This is a genomic window from Mycobacterium shunyiense, from assembly GCF_058270075.1.
The window spans coordinates 192,078-210,917 of record NZ_JBZDPU010000016.1 but is presented as its reverse complement, the minus strand read 5'-3'; the positions used below and the strand labels follow the sequence as shown (position 1 = coordinate 210,917).

Annotated in this window: 15 protein-coding genes and 1 pseudogene; 6 read left to right on the top strand and 10 right to left on the bottom strand. The window is 67.0% G+C overall.

The genetic code is table 11. From position 1 onward, the window contains the following. The first annotated feature begins 50 nt into the window (after window positions 1–50). Complete coding sequence (locus tag AC4ELH_RS20995) at window positions 51–2,651, top strand: LuxR C-terminal-related transcriptional regulator (RefSeq protein WP_448443151.1); 2,601 nt, start codon at window positions 51–53, stop codon at window positions 2,649–2,651. A gap of 20 nt (window positions 2,652–2,671) precedes the next feature. On the opposite strand, the gene AC4ELH_RS20990 is transcribed toward AC4ELH_RS20995, so the two are convergent. The 5 genes and pseudogenes from AC4ELH_RS20990 to AC4ELH_RS20970 all read right to left on the bottom strand — a co-directional run bounded on the left by AC4ELH_RS20990 (window position 2,672) and on the right by AC4ELH_RS20970 (window position 10,314). Beyond that, on the bottom strand, window positions 2,672–6,733 hold the full coding sequence (locus tag AC4ELH_RS20990; protein ID WP_448443153.1) for a bifunctional nitrate reductase/sulfite reductase flavoprotein subunit alpha: 4,062 nt from the start codon (window positions 6,731–6,733) through the stop codon (window positions 2,672–2,674). 190 nt (window positions 6,734–6,923) lie between these two features. Continuing rightward, window positions 6,924–7,310, bottom strand: a complete 387-nt coding sequence (locus tag AC4ELH_RS20985) for a universal stress protein (RefSeq protein ID WP_064960016.1) — start codon at window positions 7,308–7,310, stop codon at window positions 6,924–6,926. Continuing rightward, a complete protein-coding gene (locus tag AC4ELH_RS20980; protein ID WP_064883054.1) occupies window positions 7,307–8,848 on the bottom strand; it encodes a tripartite tricarboxylate transporter permease in 1,542 nt (513 codons plus the stop codon). Before AC4ELH_RS20980 ends, AC4ELH_RS20985 begins: the two co-directional genes overlap by 4 nt. Beyond that, on the bottom strand, window positions 8,849–9,334 hold the full coding sequence (locus tag AC4ELH_RS20975) for a tripartite tricarboxylate transporter TctB family protein (RefSeq protein ID WP_418022145.1): 486 nt from the start codon (window positions 9,332–9,334) through the stop codon (window positions 8,849–8,851). It lies immediately after the preceding gene. Beyond that, a pseudogene (locus AC4ELH_RS20970) lies at window positions 9,331–10,314 on the bottom strand (Bug family tripartite tricarboxylate transporter substrate binding protein). The gene AC4ELH_RS20975 and the pseudogene AC4ELH_RS20970 overlap by 4 nt, the downstream one beginning before the upstream one ends. 67 nt (window positions 10,315–10,381) lie before the next feature. On the opposite strand from AC4ELH_RS20970, the gene AC4ELH_RS20965 reads away from it, so the two are divergent. The 5 genes from AC4ELH_RS20965 to AC4ELH_RS20945 all read left to right on the top strand — a co-directional run bounded on the left by AC4ELH_RS20965 (window position 10,382) and on the right by AC4ELH_RS20945 (window position 15,429). Further along, window positions 10,382–12,004: a sensor histidine kinase gene (locus AC4ELH_RS20965; RefSeq protein WP_498886373.1), complete on the top strand. Its 1,623-nt coding sequence runs from the start codon at window positions 10,382–10,384 to the stop codon at window positions 12,002–12,004. Continuing rightward, window positions 11,997–12,647, top strand: a complete 651-nt coding sequence (locus AC4ELH_RS20960) for a response regulator (RefSeq protein WP_064883063.1) — start codon at window positions 11,997–11,999, stop codon at window positions 12,645–12,647. The genes AC4ELH_RS20965 and AC4ELH_RS20960 overlap by 8 nt, the downstream gene beginning before the upstream one ends. Window positions 12,648–12,731: 84 nt before the next feature. After that, window positions 12,732–13,940, top strand: coding sequence for a cytochrome P450 (locus tag AC4ELH_RS20955; protein WP_448443162.1), 1,209 nt, complete (start codon window positions 12,732–12,734; stop codon window positions 13,938–13,940). A 49-nt stretch (window positions 13,941–13,989) separates the two neighbouring features. Further along, window positions 13,990–14,712 (top strand): type 1 glutamine amidotransferase, encoded by a 723-nt coding sequence (locus AC4ELH_RS20950; protein ID WP_110777329.1) that lies wholly within the window; start codon window positions 13,990–13,992, stop codon window positions 14,710–14,712. A 48-nt stretch (window positions 14,713–14,760) separates the two neighbouring features. Further along, the gene (locus tag AC4ELH_RS20945) at window positions 14,761–15,429 is read left to right on the top strand and encodes a phosphoribosyltransferase (RefSeq protein ID WP_498886370.1); all 669 of its coding nucleotides are present in this window, start codon (window positions 14,761–14,763) and stop codon (window positions 15,427–15,429) included. Here the strand turns inward: AC4ELH_RS20945 and AC4ELH_RS20940 are convergent. The 5 genes from AC4ELH_RS20940 to AC4ELH_RS20920 form a co-directional block, all read right to left on the bottom strand. Further along, the gene (locus AC4ELH_RS20940) at window positions 15,426–15,797 is read right to left on the bottom strand and encodes a hypothetical protein (RefSeq protein WP_064883070.1); all 372 of its coding nucleotides are present in this window, start codon (window positions 15,795–15,797) and stop codon (window positions 15,426–15,428) included. The two genes, AC4ELH_RS20945 and AC4ELH_RS20940, sit on opposite strands and share 4 nt — an antisense overlap. Window positions 15,798–15,868: 71 nt before the next feature. Then, window positions 15,869–16,693, bottom strand: coding sequence for a DivIVA-like cell division protein Wag31 (gene wag31, locus AC4ELH_RS20935; protein WP_055115009.1), 825 nt, complete (start codon window positions 16,691–16,693; stop codon window positions 15,869–15,871). Window positions 16,694–16,900: 207 nt separating this feature from the next. Further along, a complete protein-coding gene (locus AC4ELH_RS20930) occupies window positions 16,901–17,191 on the bottom strand; it encodes a YggT family protein (RefSeq protein ID WP_055115011.1) in 291 nt (96 codons plus the stop codon). Between the two features lie 178 nt (window positions 17,192–17,369). Next, on the bottom strand, window positions 17,370–18,008 hold the full coding sequence (locus tag AC4ELH_RS20925) for a cell division protein SepF (protein ID WP_064883072.1): 639 nt from the start codon (window positions 18,006–18,008) through the stop codon (window positions 17,370–17,372). Next, window positions 18,005–18,838 carry a YggS family pyridoxal phosphate-dependent enzyme gene (locus AC4ELH_RS20920; RefSeq protein ID WP_448443167.1) on the bottom strand — a complete coding sequence of 278 codons (834 nt, stop codon included), beginning with the start codon at window positions 18,836–18,838 and terminating at the stop codon, window positions 18,005–18,007. Before AC4ELH_RS20920 ends, AC4ELH_RS20925 begins: the two co-directional genes overlap by 4 nt. Window positions 18,839–18,840: the final 2 nt, after the last annotated feature.

Genomic DNA, 18,840 nt, shown 5'->3' with positions numbered 1-18,840 from the left:
ACCCTCTGTTCGGCAGCGATCCGGGCCCGGTGGCCCTAGACTCAGGATTCATGCCTGGTCAGTGGCAGCTTTTGGACCGGCCCGCCGAGCACGAGGCCATTCGGGCCGCCCTCAGCGGGACGGACAGCTGCGGAGTCGTGCTTGTCGGAGCCGCAGGAGTCGGCAAGACCACCTTGGCGCGCACCGTCACCGCATCGTTGAGCCGGAAGGTGCACTGGACCGCGTGCACCGAATCGTCGCGCAGCATCCCCCTCGGCGCGTTCGCCCACTGGGTGTCGTCGTCGGGGTCACGCGACCCCATCGCCCTCATCGGGTCGGCACGCGAATCGCTTGTGGCCGACGGCGACACCATCGTGGGAATCGACGACGCGCATCTGCTGGACCAGTTGTCGGCGACACTGTTGCATCAGATCGCCGTGGAGCGGTCGGGCCACGTCGTGGCCACCGTGCGCAGCGGTGAGCCGGTACCCGATGCGGTCACCTCACTGTGGAAGGACGGCTACCTCCAGCGCTTCGAACTCAACCCGTTCACCAAGCAGCAGAGCATCGCCCTCATCGAAACCGTCCTCGGCGGCACGCTGGAGGGGCTCAGCGCCGACGTGATGTGGGAGACCTCGGGTGGCAACCCACTGTTCCTGCGCAACATGGTCGAGGGTGCGGTCGACGCCGGCACCCTGACCAAGGTCAACGGGGTGTGGCAGTTCCGCGGCCCCACCGTCATTCCCTCCGGGCTCGTCGAACTGCTCGACGAACGCCTGGCGCACGCCGGCGAGGATGTGCTGCACGCGCTGAAGTTGCTGTCGCTGTGCGAGCCACTGGATATCGATGCGCTGGCAGAACTGGCCGGCGAGGACGCGGTGGACACGGCCGAGATGCGCGGCCTGATCCGGATCGTCGCCGACGACGGCCAGATCAACGTTCGCTTCAGCCACCCGCTGTTCGGTGAGGCGGTGCGCCGCCGGGTCGGCACTGCGTCGGCCCGGAAGTTGCGGGGTCGCATCGCCAAGATCCTGCACGAACGCAACCTCGACTCCCCTGCGAGCCGAATCAAGTTGGCAGAGTTGGCCATCGAGAGCGACCAGGGCACCGACATCGAACTGCTCATCACCGCCGCCAAGGACGCGGTCTTCCTGTCCAACCTCCCGCTCGGGGAGAAACTGGCCCGAGCCGCCTTCGACCACGGCGGCGGACTCGGCGCGGCCGCACTGCTGTCCCGCGCGTTGTTGTGGCAGGGTCAGCCGGCACAGGCCGACAGCATCCTCGAGCAGTTCTCGCCCGCAGACCTCAACGAGATGGAACTTGTGCAGTGGGGCATTCCACGGGTGTCCAACCTGTTCTGGTCCCAGGGCGACGTGACGCGGGCCGCTCAGGTGCAGGCCCTCCTGCAGGACCGGGTCACCCATCCGACCCTGCGACTGATCGTCGACGCCACCGGCGCCGGTATGGCCGTACACCAGAACAAGATTCCCGAAGGCCTCGAGATCGCCGAACGGGTCCTGGCGAACCCCGAGGCACCCCGGCAGGCCGTGGATTTCGCGGCGTTCGCCGCAGGCCTGTCGATGCCGCTGGTGGGCCGGGGCAACGATTTCCTGCCCATCGCGTCGCGGTGCCGCGCTCAGCGCAAGACCACCGATGGCATGGTCCGGATCATGGTGTTCTACGGCGAGGTGCTGGCCCTGGCCTACACCGGTCAGCTCGAACTGGCCCAGCAACGCGCCACGGAATACACCGAGTTCTCCTCGGCCGGCCAGTTCGCCGGCTGGGCGATCGCCAAGATCATGGACGGCGTGGCCGCGACCCACAGCGGCCGATTCCGCGATGCGATCCGGGCCATCGAGCAGGCCCTGGCCGCGCTCAACGCCGAGAGCTCCCTGCCCTGGCAACTGCCCGGCCGGCTACTGCTGGCCCGCGCCTACGCCGGGGTGGGCAACCCCGCCGACGCGGAACGGGTACTCGAGGACGCCGAGGAACACTCGGGCGAGTTCATGGCGCTGCACGAGCCGCTCCGGATGGTCGCCAAGGCCTGGCTGGCCGCCGCCAAGGGCGGGCACCGCTCGGCGATCGACCTCGCGCGGACAGCCGCCGATGCGGCGCATTCCTCCGGCCAGTTCGCGGTCGAGGCCGAGGCATTGCACAGCGCGGCACGCTTCGGTGACCGCAGTGTGACCCGTCGCCTGCAGGACCTGGTGGACCGGGTCGACGGCCCGCTGCCGGCCCTCTACGCGCGGCATGCCGCCGCGGTGGCCGCCGCCGACGCCGCCGAGCTGGACAAGGTGGCCGCCGCGTTCGAGGAGGCCGGCCTGCTGCTGTCGGCGGCCGACGCCGCGGCCCAGGCGGTACCGCTGCACGACAAGGCCGGTCACCGCCGAAACAGCACCGAATCTGCCGCGCACGCACTGCAATTGGCGTCCAAGTGCGGCGGTGCGGCCACCCCGGCGATTCGATCGGCCGCCCGGCCCCTACCGGTGACCGGACGCGAACGCGAGGTGGCCGGTCTGGTCGCCCAGGGAATGTCGAATCGCGACATCGCCGAACGACTGACCGTCTCGGTCCGCACCGTGGAGGGCCATATCTACCGCGCCTGCATCAAGCTCGGGGTTGCCGACCGCGACGAACTCGCCAAGATCGTGTGGAACGACCTGGCTCAATGAAGCGAGCCCGATAGCCCGCCTCAATAGACGTCGCGGACATACCGCTTCTGGGCAACCAGTTCCCGCTTGTAGTCGCGCGCGGCATCTTCGGTCATCCCGCCGTGAGTGCGCAGGATCGTCGTCAGCGTGGCGTCGACATCCTTGGCCATCCGGGCGGCGTCACCGCAGACGTAGAAGTGGGCGCCGTCGTCCAGCCACCGCCACACCTCGGCCCCGCGGTCCAGCATCTTGTGCTGCACATACACCCGGTCGGCCTGATCGCGGGAGAACGCCAGGTCCAGCCGGCTCAAGAAGCCGTCATCGACCATGTCCTCCAGGTCATCCCGATAGTAGAAGTTCTCCCGGCGGTGCTGATCGCCGAAGAACAACCAGTTGCGACCACCGTGACCCAGCGCCCGGCGCTCCTGCAAGAAGCCCCGGAACGGCGCCACACCGGTACCCGGGCCGACCATGATCATGGGCGTGTCCGCGTCCTCGGGCGGACGGAAATGCGGCGAGCGCTGGAGGAACACCGGCGCCGCGGCTGCCCGGTCGGCGAGAAAAGTGGAACACACCCCGCCCCGAGCAGCGCCGCCCGGCCCGCGGTAGCGCACCATCGACACGGTCAATTGCACCTCGTGCGGGCTCACCAGCGGACTCGACGAGATCGAGTAGCTGCGTGGGGTCAGCCGGACCAGAACCTCCTGCCACTGCTCGGGTTCGGCGTGCACCGCGAACTCGGTCACGAGGTCGAGACCGTTGCGGTTACGCAACCAGTTACTGCGCCGCTCACCGGAATTGCGCAGAATCTTGGCCGCGGAGCGGTCCGGGCTGGAATCGGCGACGAACCGCAACAAGTCCGGGGTCACGCGGCAGATGTCATACGACGAGATGAGGGCATCCCGCAGTGACTGCTCGACACCGTCGACCTCGATCTCCGAGTGCGGATTCAGCGCGGTGGCCGCCAGCCAGGAGTCGACCACGGCCGGATCGTTACTGGCGTAGACGCCCAGGGAGTCACCGACTGAATAGCTCACGTCGTACTCGGAGATGTCGAAGCCGAACTGGCGCACCTCTTTCGCCGCGCTCGGCGTCGTCAGCAGCTGGTTGCGCGCCAGGGCAGCCAGAATCGGTTTGGCCCTGGTGAATTCGTCGGGCTCGGTGGGGATGACAGTTCGGATACCGCCGCCGACGACCGCCGGGGCGGGCGTCGCGCCGGTGAGCGCTGTCGTGACCGAATCGGCCCAGCGCCGCATCGGCTCGTCATCGTAGGACTCGCAGTCGGCGCGCTCGAGCAGCTTGGTGGCACCCAGATCGGCGAGCCGCCGGTCGAGCGATTTGGCGTGTCCGCAGAAGTTGTCGTACGCCTTGTCGCCGAGGCCGAGCACCGCATAGCGAACCCCGTGCAACTGAGGCGCATCCGGGGCCTGTAGCCGGCTCCAGAAGTCGGCACCGTTGTCCGGTGGGCCACCGTCACCGAACGTACTGGTGACCACCAGGATGTCGCGAGCGGCGGCCAGGTCGGCCAGTGCGAGGTCGTCCATGTTGACCAACGACGCCCCGTCGATGCGGCCCGCCAACCCGGCTGCGAATTCCTCGGCGGTGCCCGTCTGCGAGGCCCACAACACCAGCGGCCCACCGGGTGCCGGCCGGTCGCTCGGCACACCGTCTCCGGCCCGTGAGTAGCGACCGGCCAGCACTCCGTCCACCCACAGCCGCACCCTGGCGCTCAGCGGCGCCGCCGCCGGAAGCACCGGAACGCCCATGGGAGCGTCCGGCAGCCCGGTGAAAAACCCTGCCAGGTAGATCTTTTCATCCTGGCTCAAGGCCGGCTTGTGCACCGCACCCAGACCCATCTCCGCGGCGAGCGGATGCACCGCCGGGGTGCCGTCGACCGACCGGACCGGACGCAGGCTGACCGCGCACACCTTGAACTCCGGCTGCAGCGAGTCCGGGTCGACGGCGTCGTTGGTCACGGCGTTCACCGTCAGGTACTCGCCGTGTTCGTCGTTCCAGTGAAACGGTGCGAAGCAGTTGCCCGGCCGCACCCGGTCCGACAGCACTGCGGGGAGCACCGCGCGGCCACGCCGGGACGTCAATTCGACCGGCTGCCCCTCCACGATGTCGAGTTCCAAGGCGTCCAGCGGGTGGATTTCGACGAACGGCGCGGGATTGAGCTTGTTGAGCTTGTCCACCTTGCCGGTCTTGGTCATGGTGTGCCATTGGTGTTGCAGCCGGCCGGTGTTGAGCACCATCGGATAGTCGTCATCGGGTAGTTCCGCGGCATCCATGTGCGGACGGGGGTGAAAGACGGCCCGCCGCGACGGCGTCGCGAAGGCCAGCCGAGGGCGGTGACCGTCGGCGTCGACGAACAGGTCCTGGCTCACGCCGTCGTTGAGGTAGCGGATCGGGTGCCGGTCCTCCGCACCGCCGGGCCCGTCGACCGGAGGAACCGGCCACTGCAGCGGGGTCTCGCGCAACCTCTCGTAGCCCGCGCCACGCAGGTCGTATCCGGTCTTTGGGTTCGCGAACCCGCGGATCTCGGCGAAGATCTCTTCGGCCGACTGGTAATCGAAGTGTTCGGCGAAGCCAAGGTGCGCAGCCACCTGGCAGATCAGCTGCCAGTCCGGCCGGGCCTGCCCCAGCGGGGCGACCGACGGGGACAGCAGGGTGAGGTTGCGTTCCGAGTTGACCATGACGCCTTCAGATTCCGCCCACAACGCCGCGGGCAGCAGGATGTCGGCGTAGTGATTGGTGGCGGTGGACCGGTAGGCGTCCTGGACGACGACCAGCTCGGCGGCCTCCAAGCCGTTGATCACGGTCTTCCGGTTGGCCACGCTGGCAACGGGATTGGTACAGATGATCCAGCAGGCCTTGATCTCGCCCTGCTCCATCTGCTCGAACATGCCGATGGTGCCCGGGCCCACCTCGGAACGGATGGTGCCAGGGTCGACGCCCCACTGCGTCTCGACAAACGTCCGGTCATCGACCGCGAGTACCGAGCGCTGCCCGGGCAGACCCGGTCCCATATAGCCCATCTCCCGGCCGCCCATGGCATTGGGCTGACCGGTCAGTGACATCGGGCCACTGCCCGGGCGGCAGATCGCGCCGGTAGCCAGGTGCAGGTTGCAGATGGCGTTGGTGTTCCACGTTCCGTGCGTGCTCTGGTTGAGGCCCATGGTCCAGCAGCTCATCCACTCCCCGGCCTCGGCGATCATCGCTGCAGCGGTGCGGATGTCGGCTTCGGGGATACCGGTGATCTCGGCGACCCGGGCCGGTGGGTAGTCGGCCAGAAATTCCGGCATCGCCTCCCACCCCGTGGTGTGTTCGGCGATGAAGTCGTGGTCGATGGCACCGTCTGCTACCAGCAGGTGCAACAGGCCGTTCAGCAGGGCCAGATCGGTTCCCGGCTTGATCTGCAAGAACAGATCGGCGCGTTCGGCGGTCGCGGTCCGCCGTGGGTCCACGACGATGAGCTTGGCGCCGGCCTTGAGCCGATCAGACATGCGCAGGAACAGAATCGGATGGCAATCGGCCATGTTCGCGCCGGTGACGAAGAACAGGTCGGCCCGGTCGAAGTCGGTGTAGGAACCCGGCGGCCCATCTGCGCCCAGCGATTGCTTGAACCCGGTGCCCGCGCTGGCCATGCACAACCGGGAATTCGATTCGATGTGCACGGTACGCAGGAAGCCCTTGGCGAGCTTGGTGGCCAGGTACTGCGCCTCCAGCGTCATCTGGCCGGACACATAGAGGGCGACGGCGTCGGGACCGTGCTCGGCGACGATGGCCCGCAGTCGGCGTCCCGCCTCGGCTACCGCGTCGTCCACCGGCGTCGGCAGCAGTTCATCCGAACGGGAGGGCCGCAGCAAAGCAGACGTGAGCCGGTCTTCGTCGGCGGCCATCAGCTCGGCGTGCATCGCCCCCTTGGTGCACAGCCGGCCGAAATTCGTGGGATGCAGCTTGTCGCCACTGACTCGGGCGATCACAGTCCGGCCGTCATCGACCCTGGTGGTGACCTCGATACCGCAGCCGACGCCACAGTACGAACACGCAGTCCGCTGTTGCTTGCCCGGGATCGAACCCGGTCCCGCGTCGTCCGCCATGCCCCCATCGTGCGGTGAAGGTGTTGTCGGATCTTTCCGGCGACGTTATCCCCACGAAAACTGATCCTCACCACGCACAGATGCCCGCGGTGAGGACCATTCCCCCAGTTCAAACCCCTCGCGAGCAGACGCGGAGGTACCCAATTCCGCGCCGATCGGGGTGCGTTCGCGTCTGCTCGGCCGGGATTGATTACTCAGGTTTGACCGCGAGAACCGGTTTGGGGCATTCCAGCAGCAGTTGTTGCGACACGCTGCCCAGCAACAACTTGCCCACCGGACTGCGGTGCCGGATACCGATCACCAGCAACTCGGCGTCGTCAGCGTCCATCGCATCGAGCAGTTCAGTGGCCGCGTCGACCCCCACCGGCTGGCGTAACTCGAACCGCACGCCGCTCTCCCGCAGGCGTTCCTCGACGTCGTGGACCTGACCCGAACGGGCGAACCGGGAATCCACATAGGCCTCACCCGAGGTCGCGTTGATCACCAGCACGCTGGTGCCGCGTAACTGGGCTTCGGCGATGCCGTGCTCGACAGCGGCAATGCCGAAGGCGTCCGCGGTGTAGCCGATGACAATCATTGTTGAGCCGCCTTCTGCTGCTGATCCGCGTCGTCCTCGACGATCAACAACGTCTCCTCACTGCGGTGCATCAGCTTGAGCACCAACGGCATCAACAGCAGGACCGCCATGAGTACGTAGGTGACGATCGCGACCGGCTCGGTGAACAGACTGGTCCAGTCCCCGCCGCCGAGTTGCAGGCTCTGGCGCAGTTGTCGTTCGATGCGTGGACCCAGGATCACCCCGATGATCAACGGCAGCACCGGCAATCCGAACCTGCGCATCATCAACCCCAGCAGCCCGAAGACGAGCAGCAGCGCCAGGTCCAGCGGTTGCACGTTGACCGCGAGCGCTCCCAGCGTGGCGAAGAACAGGATGCCGGCGTACAGGTAGGGCCGCGGGGTGCGCAGCAGCTTGGCCCACAGCGGCGCCAGCGGCAGGTTGAGCACGAGTAGTAGGAAGTTGCCGATGAACAGGCTGGCGATCAGTGTCCAGATCAGCAGCGGTTCCTTCTCGAAAAGCGTTGGCCCGGGCTGAATCCCGTAGGACACGAACGCGGTCAGCATCACCGCGGCGGTGGCATTGGTAGGCAGGCCCAACGACAGCATCGGCACCAGGGTGCCCGCGGCCGAGGCGTTGTTGGCCGCCTCCGGACCGGCGACGCCCTCGATGGCACCCTTGCCGAACTCCTCGGGGTGCCTGGAGAGGCGCTTTTCGGTGATGTAGGACAGGAACGTCGGCAACTCGGCGCCGCCGGCGGGCAGCGCGCCGAACGGGAATCCGTAGGCGGTACCGCGCAGCCACGGTTTCCACGACCGCGCGAAGTCCTGGCGGCTCATCCACGGCCGCCCCACCGGAATCACGTCCGCCGGCCGGCGGCGCAGGTGCGCCGCCACCCAGAGTGCCTCGCCGAGAGCGAAGATCGCCACCGCGATCACCACGATGTCGATGCCGTCGGACAGCTGCGGCAGGCCGAAGGTCGCACGGGGCTGGCCGGTCAGGAAGTCGATGCCGACGACGCCGATCGCCAGGCCGAGGAACAGCGAGATCGCACCGCGCAGCTTGGACGAACCCAGCACCGCGGTGACCGCGACCAGTGCGAACAGCATGATCGCCAGGTACGAGGGGGCGCCGAGGGTCACCGCGAACCGCGAGATGGGCGGCGCGAACGCGGCCAACAGCGCGGTGCCGATGGCGCCGGCGACGAACGAGCCGATGGCGGCGGTGGCCAGGGCCTGGGCGGCCCGGCCGGCCTTGGCCATCTTGTTGCCCTCGATCGCCGTGATCACCGACGAGGATTCACCGGGGGTGTTCAGCAGGATCGAGGTGGTCGATCCGCCGTACATCCCGCCGTAGAAGATTCCGGCGAACATGATGAACGCCGCGCTCGGGCTGACGTTGTAGGTCACCGGCAGCAGGAGGGCCACCGTCATGGCCGGGCCGATGCCCGGGAGCACCCCCACGGCGGTGCCCAGCAGCACCCCGATCACGGCGTACAGCAGGTTCATCGGGGTCGCCGCCTCGGCGAATCCCTGAAGCAACCATTCGAAGTTGTTCATCTACAGAATCCCGTCCAGAATGCCTGCGGGCAGCGGGATTCCGAGCCCGGAGTAGAACGCGTAGAAGCTCGCCACCGACAGCACCGTGCCGATCGCAAGATTGCGGACGTAATGACGATTGCCGAGAATCGTTGCCGCCCCGGCGAACAACAGGGCACCGGTGATGGCCCAGCCCAGCGGTTTGACCAGGAGGATCACCAACACGAACAGTCCGACCAGCAGCCCCACCGTGCGCCAGTCCCCCGGCATGTTCGGGTCGACGTCCTCGCCCGCGTCGGCCTCACCGACCGAGCCACGCGGGATCGCAACCGCCAGAACCAGGGCGAGCGCGATCAGGATGATCCCGATCCCCAGCGGAAAGGCACGCGGCCCAACGGGATCGACCTTGGCGAATCCCCCGGTCAGCGTCAGCGCGTCGTAGATCAGGAATGCGCCCACCGCCACCAGGACCAGGCAGACCAGATACTGCGCCTTGTCGACCTTCACAACAGCCCCAATTCACTCAGCGTCGTCGAGACGCGGTTGTCTTGATCACGCAGGAACTGTTCGAAGTCGGCTCCCGTGCTGAAGGCGTCACTCCAGCCGTTCTTGACCAGCGCGTCGCGCCACTGCTCGGTGCCGTGGAGGTCGGTCAGCGCCCGCACCATCGCATCCTTGGCCTCACCCGAAATGCCTGGCGGCGCCAGTATTCCGCGCCAGTTGGTGAACGTCAGATCGATGCCCGCCTCGGTCAGGGTCGGCGCGTCGATCCCCTCGACCCGCTTGGCACCCGAGACCGCCAGCACCCGGACCTGCCCCGCCTCGATCTGGTCGACGAACTCGCCGAGGCCGGTGGTACCCGCCGCGATCTTCTTGCCCAGCAGGGCCGTCAGCAGATCACCGCCGCCGTCGTAGGTGATGTAGTTGACCTTGCGCGGGTCGACTCCGACCGCTCGTGCGGTCTCCATCGGGAACAGGTGGTCGGGCCCGCCCGGTGAGGATCCGCCGCCGATCGTGACCTTGGCCGGATTGGCCTTCCACGCCGCCACGAGATCACCGATGGTGCGGAACGGCGAATCCCCCGGCACCAGAATGCCTTCCTGTTCCTCGACCATCTTGGCCAGCGCGGTGGCGTCCGACGCGCGAGCAGAGGAACCGTTGGGTTAGACGGCACCCACCACGCCGAGCCCCATCATCATCATGAGGTCGTCGTTGCCCTTCTCGTTCATCAGCCGCGCCATCGCCACGGTGCCGCCGGCGCCGATGACGTTGAACACCTCGATACGGCCGGTGATGTCGGTGTCCTCCATGATCTTCACCGCGGTACGGGCAGTCAGGTCGTAACCACCTCCTGGGCTGTTCGGCACCATCATGCGCAGCCGATGCAAGCCCCTGGATTCGTCGCCGCGGGTAACTCCGCAGGCTGTGACCAGCATCAGCGCGACCACGGCCACCATCAGACCGGCACCTAGTCGTCGAAAGCTCATGGTCAGCAATACTGGACCCATGACGTGACGCAGGTCACCTATTCGGACGCAAAGGAAGTTTTGTTCGTTGAGTTCACCAGCCCCGCGGACACCGCGCGCACGCACCCGGTTCTTGCCCAATGGCAGCCTGGCCGCACGCTTTCTGGTGTTTCAGCTTCTGGTGGTCGCGGTCGTGCTGGTCGCGGTGGCCGCGGTGTCGGTGGCGCAATCCACGCGGGAGTTCCGTGATGTCCGCGGGCAGCGGATGATCGCGGTCGCCGAGAACGTAGCGTCAACACCCGTCGTCCGGGATCGCTACGACGACCCGTTCGCCGCTTCGGTGCTGGCGCCCGAGGTCGAGCGTGCGGTGGCCCTGTCGGGCGCCGAGCGGGCCGAGATCACCGATCCCGCCGGGACGGTGCGGGTGTCGTCGGATCCGGACCGCATCGGCGGACGGCTCGACCTGAGCAGCAGCCGGGCCGACGAGGGCCGAGCCTGGTCCGGCGACAGCGATGCCGACGGCTCGCACCGCCTGGTGGGACAGGTCCCCGTCCTGGCTGCCGACGGCGCGGTGCTGGCGATCGTGTCGGTCAGCGAGCGCTACCCGTCGCTGTGGGAGTTGTTGGGCGGGGCCGGTGAACGTCTGCTGATCTATCTCGGACTGGGTGCGTCGCTCGGGATGCTGGCCTCGTGGTTCTTGTCGCGGCGAATCAACCGTCACACCCGTGGCCTGGACATCGCGGAGATCGCCACCCTGGCCGATCACCGGGAAGCGCTGCTGCACAGCATCCGTGAGGGTGTGGTGGCGGTGAGCAACGACGGGGTCATCACACTGATCAACGACAGCGCGTCCGAACTGCTGCGAATTGGTGCCGACGCGGTGGGCCGCCGCGTCGATGCGGTCGGTCTGGAACCGGCAGTGGAGGCATTCCTGTTGTCCGGCGAGGGAACTCACGCCGAAGAATCCGACGTGGTGATCACCACGCAGACCCGGGTGTTGGCACTCAACCGCCGCGCCGCCCGCAGTCAGGGCAGGAGGATCGGTACCGTGACCACCATGCGCGACAGCACCGAGCTCGCCGCACTGCAGGCTCAGCTGTCCTCACACCGCAGTGTGACCGACACACTGCGGGCCCAGACCCACGAGTTCTCGAATCAGCTGCACACCATCTCCGGTTTGACCCAATTGGGCGAGTTCGACGCGGTCCGCACTCTGGTCGGCACCCTGACCCGACGCCGGGCCGAAATCAACGAGGCTGTCACCCAACATGTTTCAGATCCAGCGGTGGCCGCGCTCCTGATCGCCAAGACATCACTGGCCGCCGAGAGCGGGGTCACCCTCGGCCTGACCGACGACAGCCACCTGGACGCACTCGACCCGGCTCTGGCCACCGACGTGATCACGTTGCTGGGCAATCTGATCGACAATGCCGTCGACGTGTCGGTGGGCTCGGCGGCCGCACGGGTGGACGTGCGCATCGACGATGCGGCCGGCCTGGTGCTGGCGGTCTCGGACTCCGGACCGGGGGTGCCCGAACACCTTCGGGAGTCCATCTTCTCCCGCGGCGTCACCTCCAAGGCCGAGGTGCCCGGCGGGAGGGGGATCGGCCTGGCCCTGGTTCGGTTGGTGACGGCCCAGCACGGGGGTGCCGTCGAGGTCACCGACGCGCCGGGTGGCGGCGCCCTGTTCGTGGTGAGACTGCATGCGTGACGTCCTGGTGGTCGACGACGACTTCATGGTGGCCGAGATCCACCGCCGCTTCGTCGAACGCGTCGACGGGTTCCGCCCGGTCGGCGTGGCGCGCACCGGGGCCGACGCGCTGGCGTCGGCAGCCGAGCTGCGTCCCGATCTGATCCTGCTCGACGTCTATCTGCCCGACATGACCGGGCTCGAGGTGCTCCAGCGGTTGCGCGCCGAGGGCAACCGGGTCGGCGTCATCATGGTCACCGCGGCCCGCGAACTCGACACGGTCCGGGGCGCGTTGGACGGCGGCGCCGCCGATTATCTGGTCAAACCGTTCGACTTCGATCAGTTGCAGACGAAGTTGGCGGCGTTCGCCACCCGCGCCGAGGCACTCGCGGGCGCCGGAGGTGCCGATCAGTCGACCATCGACGCGCTGTTCGGCGGCTCGGCGGTGGTGCTGCCCAAGGGGCTCGGCGCCGAAACCGGTCGCCTCGTCATGGCCGCAGTACGCACCGCCGGTGAGGTATCAGCCATGGAATGTGCTCAGCTGGTGGGGATTTCGCGTGTCAGCGCCCGACGCTATCTGGAGCACTACCTGAGCACGGGGGCTTTGGAACTGCGATTGCAGTACGGAACCGGTAGGCCCGAACGGCGTTACCGGGCGAAGTGAGGTAGCCCGCTACTCACGACTCGCGGCGTCGGGAAGACCAGCATCACCATCAGCAGGTTCTTGCCCGATCACGCGGAGGCTGTCATGACGCTGGTAACCGATGCCGACCTTCCCCCGCTCGACTACGAGCACGAGACCGATCCCGAGGCTGTACACCGGCTGATCGCACAGGCCCGCGCCCACTCCCCGATCGCGATGGGGCCCCACGGTCCGGAGCTGTTGAGCTACGACCTGGTCCGCACGACCCTGCGCGATGCGCGCTTCGAGATTCCCAAAGGCGTGTTCCTGGCCGCGCAGGGCATCACGTCCGGCCCGCTGTGGGACCGCGCGAACAGCAGCCTGCTGGGTGTCGATACCGAATCGCACACCCGGTTGCGCCGACTCGTCGCCAAGGCGTTCGCACCCCGCAGCGCCGACCGGCTCCGCGAAACCTGCGTCGACATCGTCACCGAACTCACGGACCCCTACCTGCCCGAGGGGCACTGCGACGTGGTTGCCGACATCGCCGTGCAGTATCCGATCCCGGTGATCTGCGCGCTGCTGGGCGCCCCGCGCCAGGACTGGCATCTGTTCTCCCAGTGGGCCGATGACATCTTCAAGATGTTCAGCTGGAACCTCGGCGCCCATGCCGACACGGTCGAGGCGGCCTGGCTACAGCTCGACGAATACGTCGATGCCATGGTGGAGCGACGGAACTCCAGCCTCTCCGATGATCTGCTCTCCGATCTGGTCCGGGCGGAGGTCGACGGTGACCGCCTCACGCATTCCGAGCTGCTGATGCTGGCCGGCGGCGTCATACTGGCGGGCACCGATACCACCCGCAATCAACTCGCGGCGGCCGTCCAGGTGCTGTGCGACTATCCTGAACAGTGGCTAATGCTGGCCGAAAACCCTGATATGGCACCGCTTTTCGTCGATGAACTACTGCGCCACACGCCGATCGCACTGAGCAGTGTGCGGATCGCACGCGAGGATACCGAACTGGGCGGCCTCACGTTCCCGGCCGGAACCCAGGTGGTGGTGAACTTCGCTGCGGCCAACCGGGATCCACAGGTGTACGACGAGCCCGAGCGATTCGACGTCAACCGCATCGGACCCCCGGCCATGATGACGTTCGGCGGCGGTTTGCACTACTGTCTGGGGGTCCATCTGGCCAGGGTCGAGCTCACCGAGGCATTGCGCGTACTCACCCGGAAGCTGCGCAACCCCCGGTGCGAGGGACGTGCGCCCTGGAAGCCGATGACGGGTATCACCGGTCCCGCGTCACTGCCGCTGAACTTCGAGGCAGCCTGAAGGTCTAATAATTGGACCTGAAATTCGGCACGCATCGCATAATGGCGGCGTGACATCGAAGGTTCTGTTCCTGCGAAACGACCACACAGCCACCGAGGCCATGCTGGCCGATGTCTTCGCCGAATACGGCTTTGACATCGACACGTTCCAGGTCGTTGCGCCCGAGCAAGAGGACGCGCCCGCGGGTGAGGTGACCTTCCCCGATCCGACGGACTATGACGTGATCGTTCCGCTGGGCGCCCGCTGGGCGGTCTACGACGAATCCCTGCTCGACAGCTGGGTCGGAGCCGAGATGGCCATGGTGCGCGCGGCGGTGGAGGCCGGGGTCGGTGTACTCGGGGTGTGCTTCGGCGGACAGCTCGTCGCCCAGGCCCTCGGCGGATCGGTCAACAGGTCGCCGGCACCCGAAGTGGGCTGGTACGACGTGGTCACCGACGACGAGCAGTTGGTTCCCGGCGGTCCATGGTTCCAGTGGCATTTCGACCGCTGGACACTGCCGCCCGGGGCCACCGAGATCGCCCGCACACCGGCCGCCTCGCAGGCCTTCGTGCTGGGCACGGCGCTGGCCTTGCAGTTCCACCCGGAGCTCGATTCCGGGCTGTTGGAAGTCTGGTTGGCCCACGACCGCGACGGCGAGGTGGCCGGAATCGGTGGCAGCCACGATGAATTACGCTTGCAAACAAGAGAATTCGTCGATGATGCGGCCGCCCGCTTACGCGCCCTGGTCCGGGCGTTCCTCAGCCGGGTGGTCCGGCACCGACCATCGACGTAGGCTGACATGAGCCGGCGGAATTCTCCTTCAGCGCCGGCCACAGTGCCGATGAACACTTGGAGTCTTCGAGCGAGCAGGGACCGCACCTACCAGGACCGCCACGAGGCGGGCCGGGTCCTGGCCGAGCAGCTGGTGTCCTATCGAGACCGACCCGAGGTACTAGTTCTCGGCCTGGCCCGGGGCGGAGTACCGATCGCCGCCGAGGTCGCCTCGTTCCTGCATGCTCCGCTGGATGTGTTCGTGGTCCGCAAGCTGGGCGTGCCGCAGTGGCAGGAACTCGCCATGGGTGCGGTGGCCTCGGGCGGCGGGCTGGTGCTCAACGACGAGCTGGTGAACCGCCTCGGCATCGACGACGACACCATCGCCGAGACGATCCGGCACGAGACCGCCGAGATCCAGCGTCGGGAGCAGGCCTATCGCGGGGGTGCGCCACCCCCCGACCTCACCGGCCGGACCGTGATCCTGGTGGACGACGGTATCGCCACCGGGGCCACGATGCTGGCCGCGGTCCGTGCCGTACGCGCGGCGCGACGGGTCGTGGTGGCGGTCCCGGTCGGACCACCGACGGTGAGCGGTCAACTCATGGAGGAGGCCGACGAGGTGGTGTGCGCCAGCACTCCATCCCAGTTCGAAGCGGTGGGCCAGGCCTTCGCAGACTTCCACCAGGTCAGCGACGACGAGGTACGCCGCTTACTGGCACAGCCCGGCGAGGGCTAGCTCTTGTTGTACTTCTCGGCGGAATCGTCGACCTCGACGTCCGCATCGGCGGCGTCGGGCTCCACCGCGACATCCGACTCCGGCTCGGCGACCAGCTCGTCGGGATAGTCCACCGGCGCGTCGACCGCTTCGAAGGTCTCGGTCGTCTCGGTGGCGTTGGCCTCGTCGGCCGCCGCGGTGTCAGCGTCTTCGGCAGCACCGGCCTTGGTTCCGCGCGAGCGTTCCCGCAATGCGTCGACGATCAGCAGCAGCACGCCGATCACGCTGGCGCCGATACAGACCCAGGCGATCAACTCATTGCTGGTTACCACCGCGGTCACCAGCGCGGCCAGGCCGATGACGGCAAGCACGAGCGCAATGATCAACATCGTTCAACCCTAAGTGTGGTGGCCCGTGATCGGGCCGGTTCACGACAGTGTGAGGAAGTCGGGCTTTCCGGTCAGTTGTTGCCGCGGTTGAACTGGCTGAAACCACCCGCCGAGTCGTTGTTGGCGCTGGAGTCCACCGGGGCGGCCGAACCGCGCTGACCCAGCTCTTCCAGCTGAGACTCCAGGTAGGTCTTCAGACGGGTCCGGTACTCACGCTCGAACGTGCGCAGCTGCTCCAGGCGGCCCTCCAGGACCGTGCGCTGCTGATTGATCGTGCCCATGATCTCGGAGTGCTTGCGCTCGGCGTCAGCCTGCAGCGCGTCGGCCTTCTCCTGAGCCTGGCGAAGCTGGGTCTCCGAGCGGGTCTGCGCATCGGCCAGCATCGCGTCGGCACGGGTACGGGCCTCCGAGACCGTGGTCTCGGCGGTCTTGCGGGCATCGCTGACCATGGCGTCGGCCTGGGCCCGCGCGTCCGAGAGCAGCTTCTCCGACTCGGCCTTGGCCGTGGAGGTCAGGCGATCTGCGGTGTCCTGCGCCAGGCTGAGCACCCGGGCGGCACGCACAGCGGTGTCCTCGCTCTGCGGAGCGGGAGGGGCGACCGGCGCCGCCGGGGCCTCGTAGACCGGCTGGGGCGGCGGGGTGGGCTCGGGCTCCGGCTCGTAGAGCGGGATGGACTGGGTGGACTGAGCGCCACCCGCTCCGGACCGCGCCGACGCCAGCTCAGAATCGAGCTCGGACACGCGCTGCCGAAGATCGGCGTTCTCCTCGATGAGCCGAGTCAGCTCGTTCTCAACCAGATCGAGAAAGGCATCGACCTCGTCCTCGTTGTAGCCACGTTTGCCGATGGGCGGCTTGCTGAACGCGACGTTATGGACGTCCGCTGGTGTGAGCGGCATTGTCTGCCCCCTTGAAGTCTTGGACCGTCAACCGATCTCAAAGTGTAAAGCCTTGCTTGATCGCAACTGGAGTCCATCCTGTCACACCAGACCCGGCGGTTGCAGTGGAGGCCTATTTTTAAGAACGAATTTCAATCTTCTTACGCATTTGTGGACCATTCGGCAAACGCCGAGAGCGGGTCTCCCCCACCCACTCGCGCCGACGTTCTACATCGACGCATTGAACGCCAATTGCATCCCGATGAACGCCGCGAGAAGCAGCACCATGATCGACAGGTCGAAGCGCACGGCGCCTATCGTGAGCTGGGGAATGAGCCGCCGCAGCAGTTTCACCGGCGGATCGGTCACGGTCATGATGAGCTCCAGGATCACGACGGTCAGCCCCTTGGGATGCCAGTCGCGACTGAAGGACCGGATGAACTCGACGACGACGCGCGCGATGAGCAGCAGCCAGAACACGAACAGCGCGAATCCGAGAATTTCGAAGAACAGCGACAACTGAGCCGACCTCACTACAGCAGGATGTGTGACATTGGATACAGGTCGCCGTAGGCCGGACACATCTCACACAGATGACGTGGTCAGCCGATAGTGCGACGCCGCCAGCCTACCCGGGGCCCTCTCGGACCTCAGGCATGCGCGGCGGCGCCACAGCGCCGCGACTCACGTCGCGGCTCTACTGATAGGCGTAGAAGCCGGCCTCGGCGATCCTGCGCCGCTGCTCGGCGCTGACGTCGACGTCGGCCGGCGACAGCAGGAACACCTTCGTCGCCACCTTGTCGAACGATCCGCGCAGTGCGAACGCAAGCCCTGCGGCGAAGTCGACCAGGCGCTTTGCGTCGGCGTTGTCCATCGACACCAGGTCCATGATCACCGGGGTGCCGTCCCGGAACCGCTCGCCGATCGTGCGTGCCTCGCTGTAGTCCTTGGGTCGCAGGGTGGTGATCTTCGCCAGCGGGCTGCCTGCTTCGAACAGCTCGGCCATCCGGCGGGGATCCATCGCCAGCGCTCCCCGGGTGGACCCGGACAGTGCGCCCAGACGCGGTGCCGCACGGTCGAATTCGCGGGGGGCGCGCATCCGGGCATCGAACCGCTGCTCGTCGGCGAAACCGCCGGGGTACCCACCCCGGTAAGCCGGGCCCTCGTCGTACTCGGGAGCCTCGTAGCCGTAGCTGTCCTCTTCGAACCGCTCGTCACGGGGTCGCCGGGCGTAGCTACGGGCCGCACCGCGATCGTCGTCCTCGTAGTACTCGTCGTCATAGTCCTCCATCGGCGCCATGCCGAAGTAGGCCTTGACCTTGTGCAGTGTGCTCATCTCGGCGACCCTTCTGCTGACGATGGGGGTGGTGGTGTCTGTGATGAAGATGTGACTGGTGTGACTACTTCCGGTGACGTTAGCGGGCGTTGCCCCATCAGCGCGGTTCCGACACGCACACACGTCGATCCGTGTTTGACGGCGCTTTCGAGATCTCCGGACATTCCCGCCGACAGCTCGAGCCGGTGCTGGTAGTCGCGCTGCACCCGGTCCCGCTCGGCGGCCAGCCGCGCAAAAGCGTCGTCGGGATCCCACGCCAGTGGCGGGATTCCCATCAGACCGACGAACTCCAACGCCTCGGCGGAGTTCGCTGACCCACAGATTTCGTCGACGAGATCGGGGGCGTCCACATCGACACCGCCCCGTTCGGTGTCCCCGTCGAGACTGATCTGGATGTACACGCGCAGCGGTTCGGTCCGCGCGCCCGCGGCCAAGGCCTCGCCCACGGCCCGGTCCAGTGCGGTCAGCAGACGGATGCTGTCGACGGAGTGCGCAGTGTGTGCCCAGCCCGCGACAGCCCGCGCCTTCTTCCGCTGGATGCGCCCCACCATGTGCCAGCGAATCGGAACATCCGTTAATTCCGCGCGAACAGTTTCGACTTTTTCGGCCGCCTCTTGTTCGCGGGATTCACCAAATGCGAGGCACCCTAATTGATTGAGAATAATGACATCGGTGGCCGGGAAGTATTTCGTGATCGGAAGTAATTCGATTTCATTTACATTTCGCCCGACCGATTCCGCGGCGCGTGCCAAACGGGCCCGCGCGGCACCGAGCGCGGCGGTCAACTCGGCCGTCCGATCGGCGTCACGCCCGCGCTGCACGGTGCTCATCT

What these genes read in the sequence shown, in the direction of transcription:
- AC4ELH_RS20925 (WP_064883072.1), bottom strand. Translation starts at nt 18,008, where the DNA reads ATGAGCACACTGCACAAGGTCAAGGCCTACTTCGGCATGGCGCCGATG.
- AC4ELH_RS20920 (WP_448443167.1), bottom strand. Translation starts at nt 18,838, where the DNA reads ATGAGCACCGTGCAGCGCGGGCGTGACGCCGATCGGACGGCCGAGTTG.
- AC4ELH_RS20985 (WP_064960016.1), bottom strand. Translation starts at nt 7,310, where the DNA reads ATGATTGTCATCGGCTACACCGCGGACGCCTTCGGCATTGCCGCTGTC.
- AC4ELH_RS20940 (WP_064883070.1), bottom strand. Translation starts at nt 15,797, where the DNA reads ATGTTGATCATTGCGCTCGTGCTTGCCGTCATCGGCCTGGCCGCGCTG.
- AC4ELH_RS20980 (WP_064883054.1), bottom strand. Translation starts at nt 8,848, where the DNA reads ATGAACAACTTCGAATGGTTGCTTCAGGGATTCGCCGAGGCGGCGACC.
- wag31 (WP_055115009.1), bottom strand. Translation starts at nt 16,693, where the DNA reads ATGCCGCTCACACCAGCGGACGTCCATAACGTCGCGTTCAGCAAGCCG.
- AC4ELH_RS20955 (WP_448443162.1), top strand. Translation starts at nt 12,732, where the DNA reads ATGACGCTGGTAACCGATGCCGACCTTCCCCCGCTCGACTACGAGCAC.
- AC4ELH_RS20990 (WP_448443153.1), bottom strand. Translation starts at nt 6,733, where the DNA reads ATGGCGGACGACGCGGGACCGGGTTCGATCCCGGGCAAGCAACAGCGG.
- AC4ELH_RS20960 (WP_064883063.1), top strand. Translation starts at nt 11,997, where the DNA reads ATGCGTGACGTCCTGGTGGTCGACGACGACTTCATGGTGGCCGAGATC.
- AC4ELH_RS20945 (WP_498886370.1), top strand. Translation starts at nt 14,761, where the DNA reads ATGAACACTTGGAGTCTTCGAGCGAGCAGGGACCGCACCTACCAGGAC.
- AC4ELH_RS20995 (WP_448443151.1), top strand. Translation starts at nt 51, where the DNA reads ATGCCTGGTCAGTGGCAGCTTTTGGACCGGCCCGCCGAGCACGAGGCC.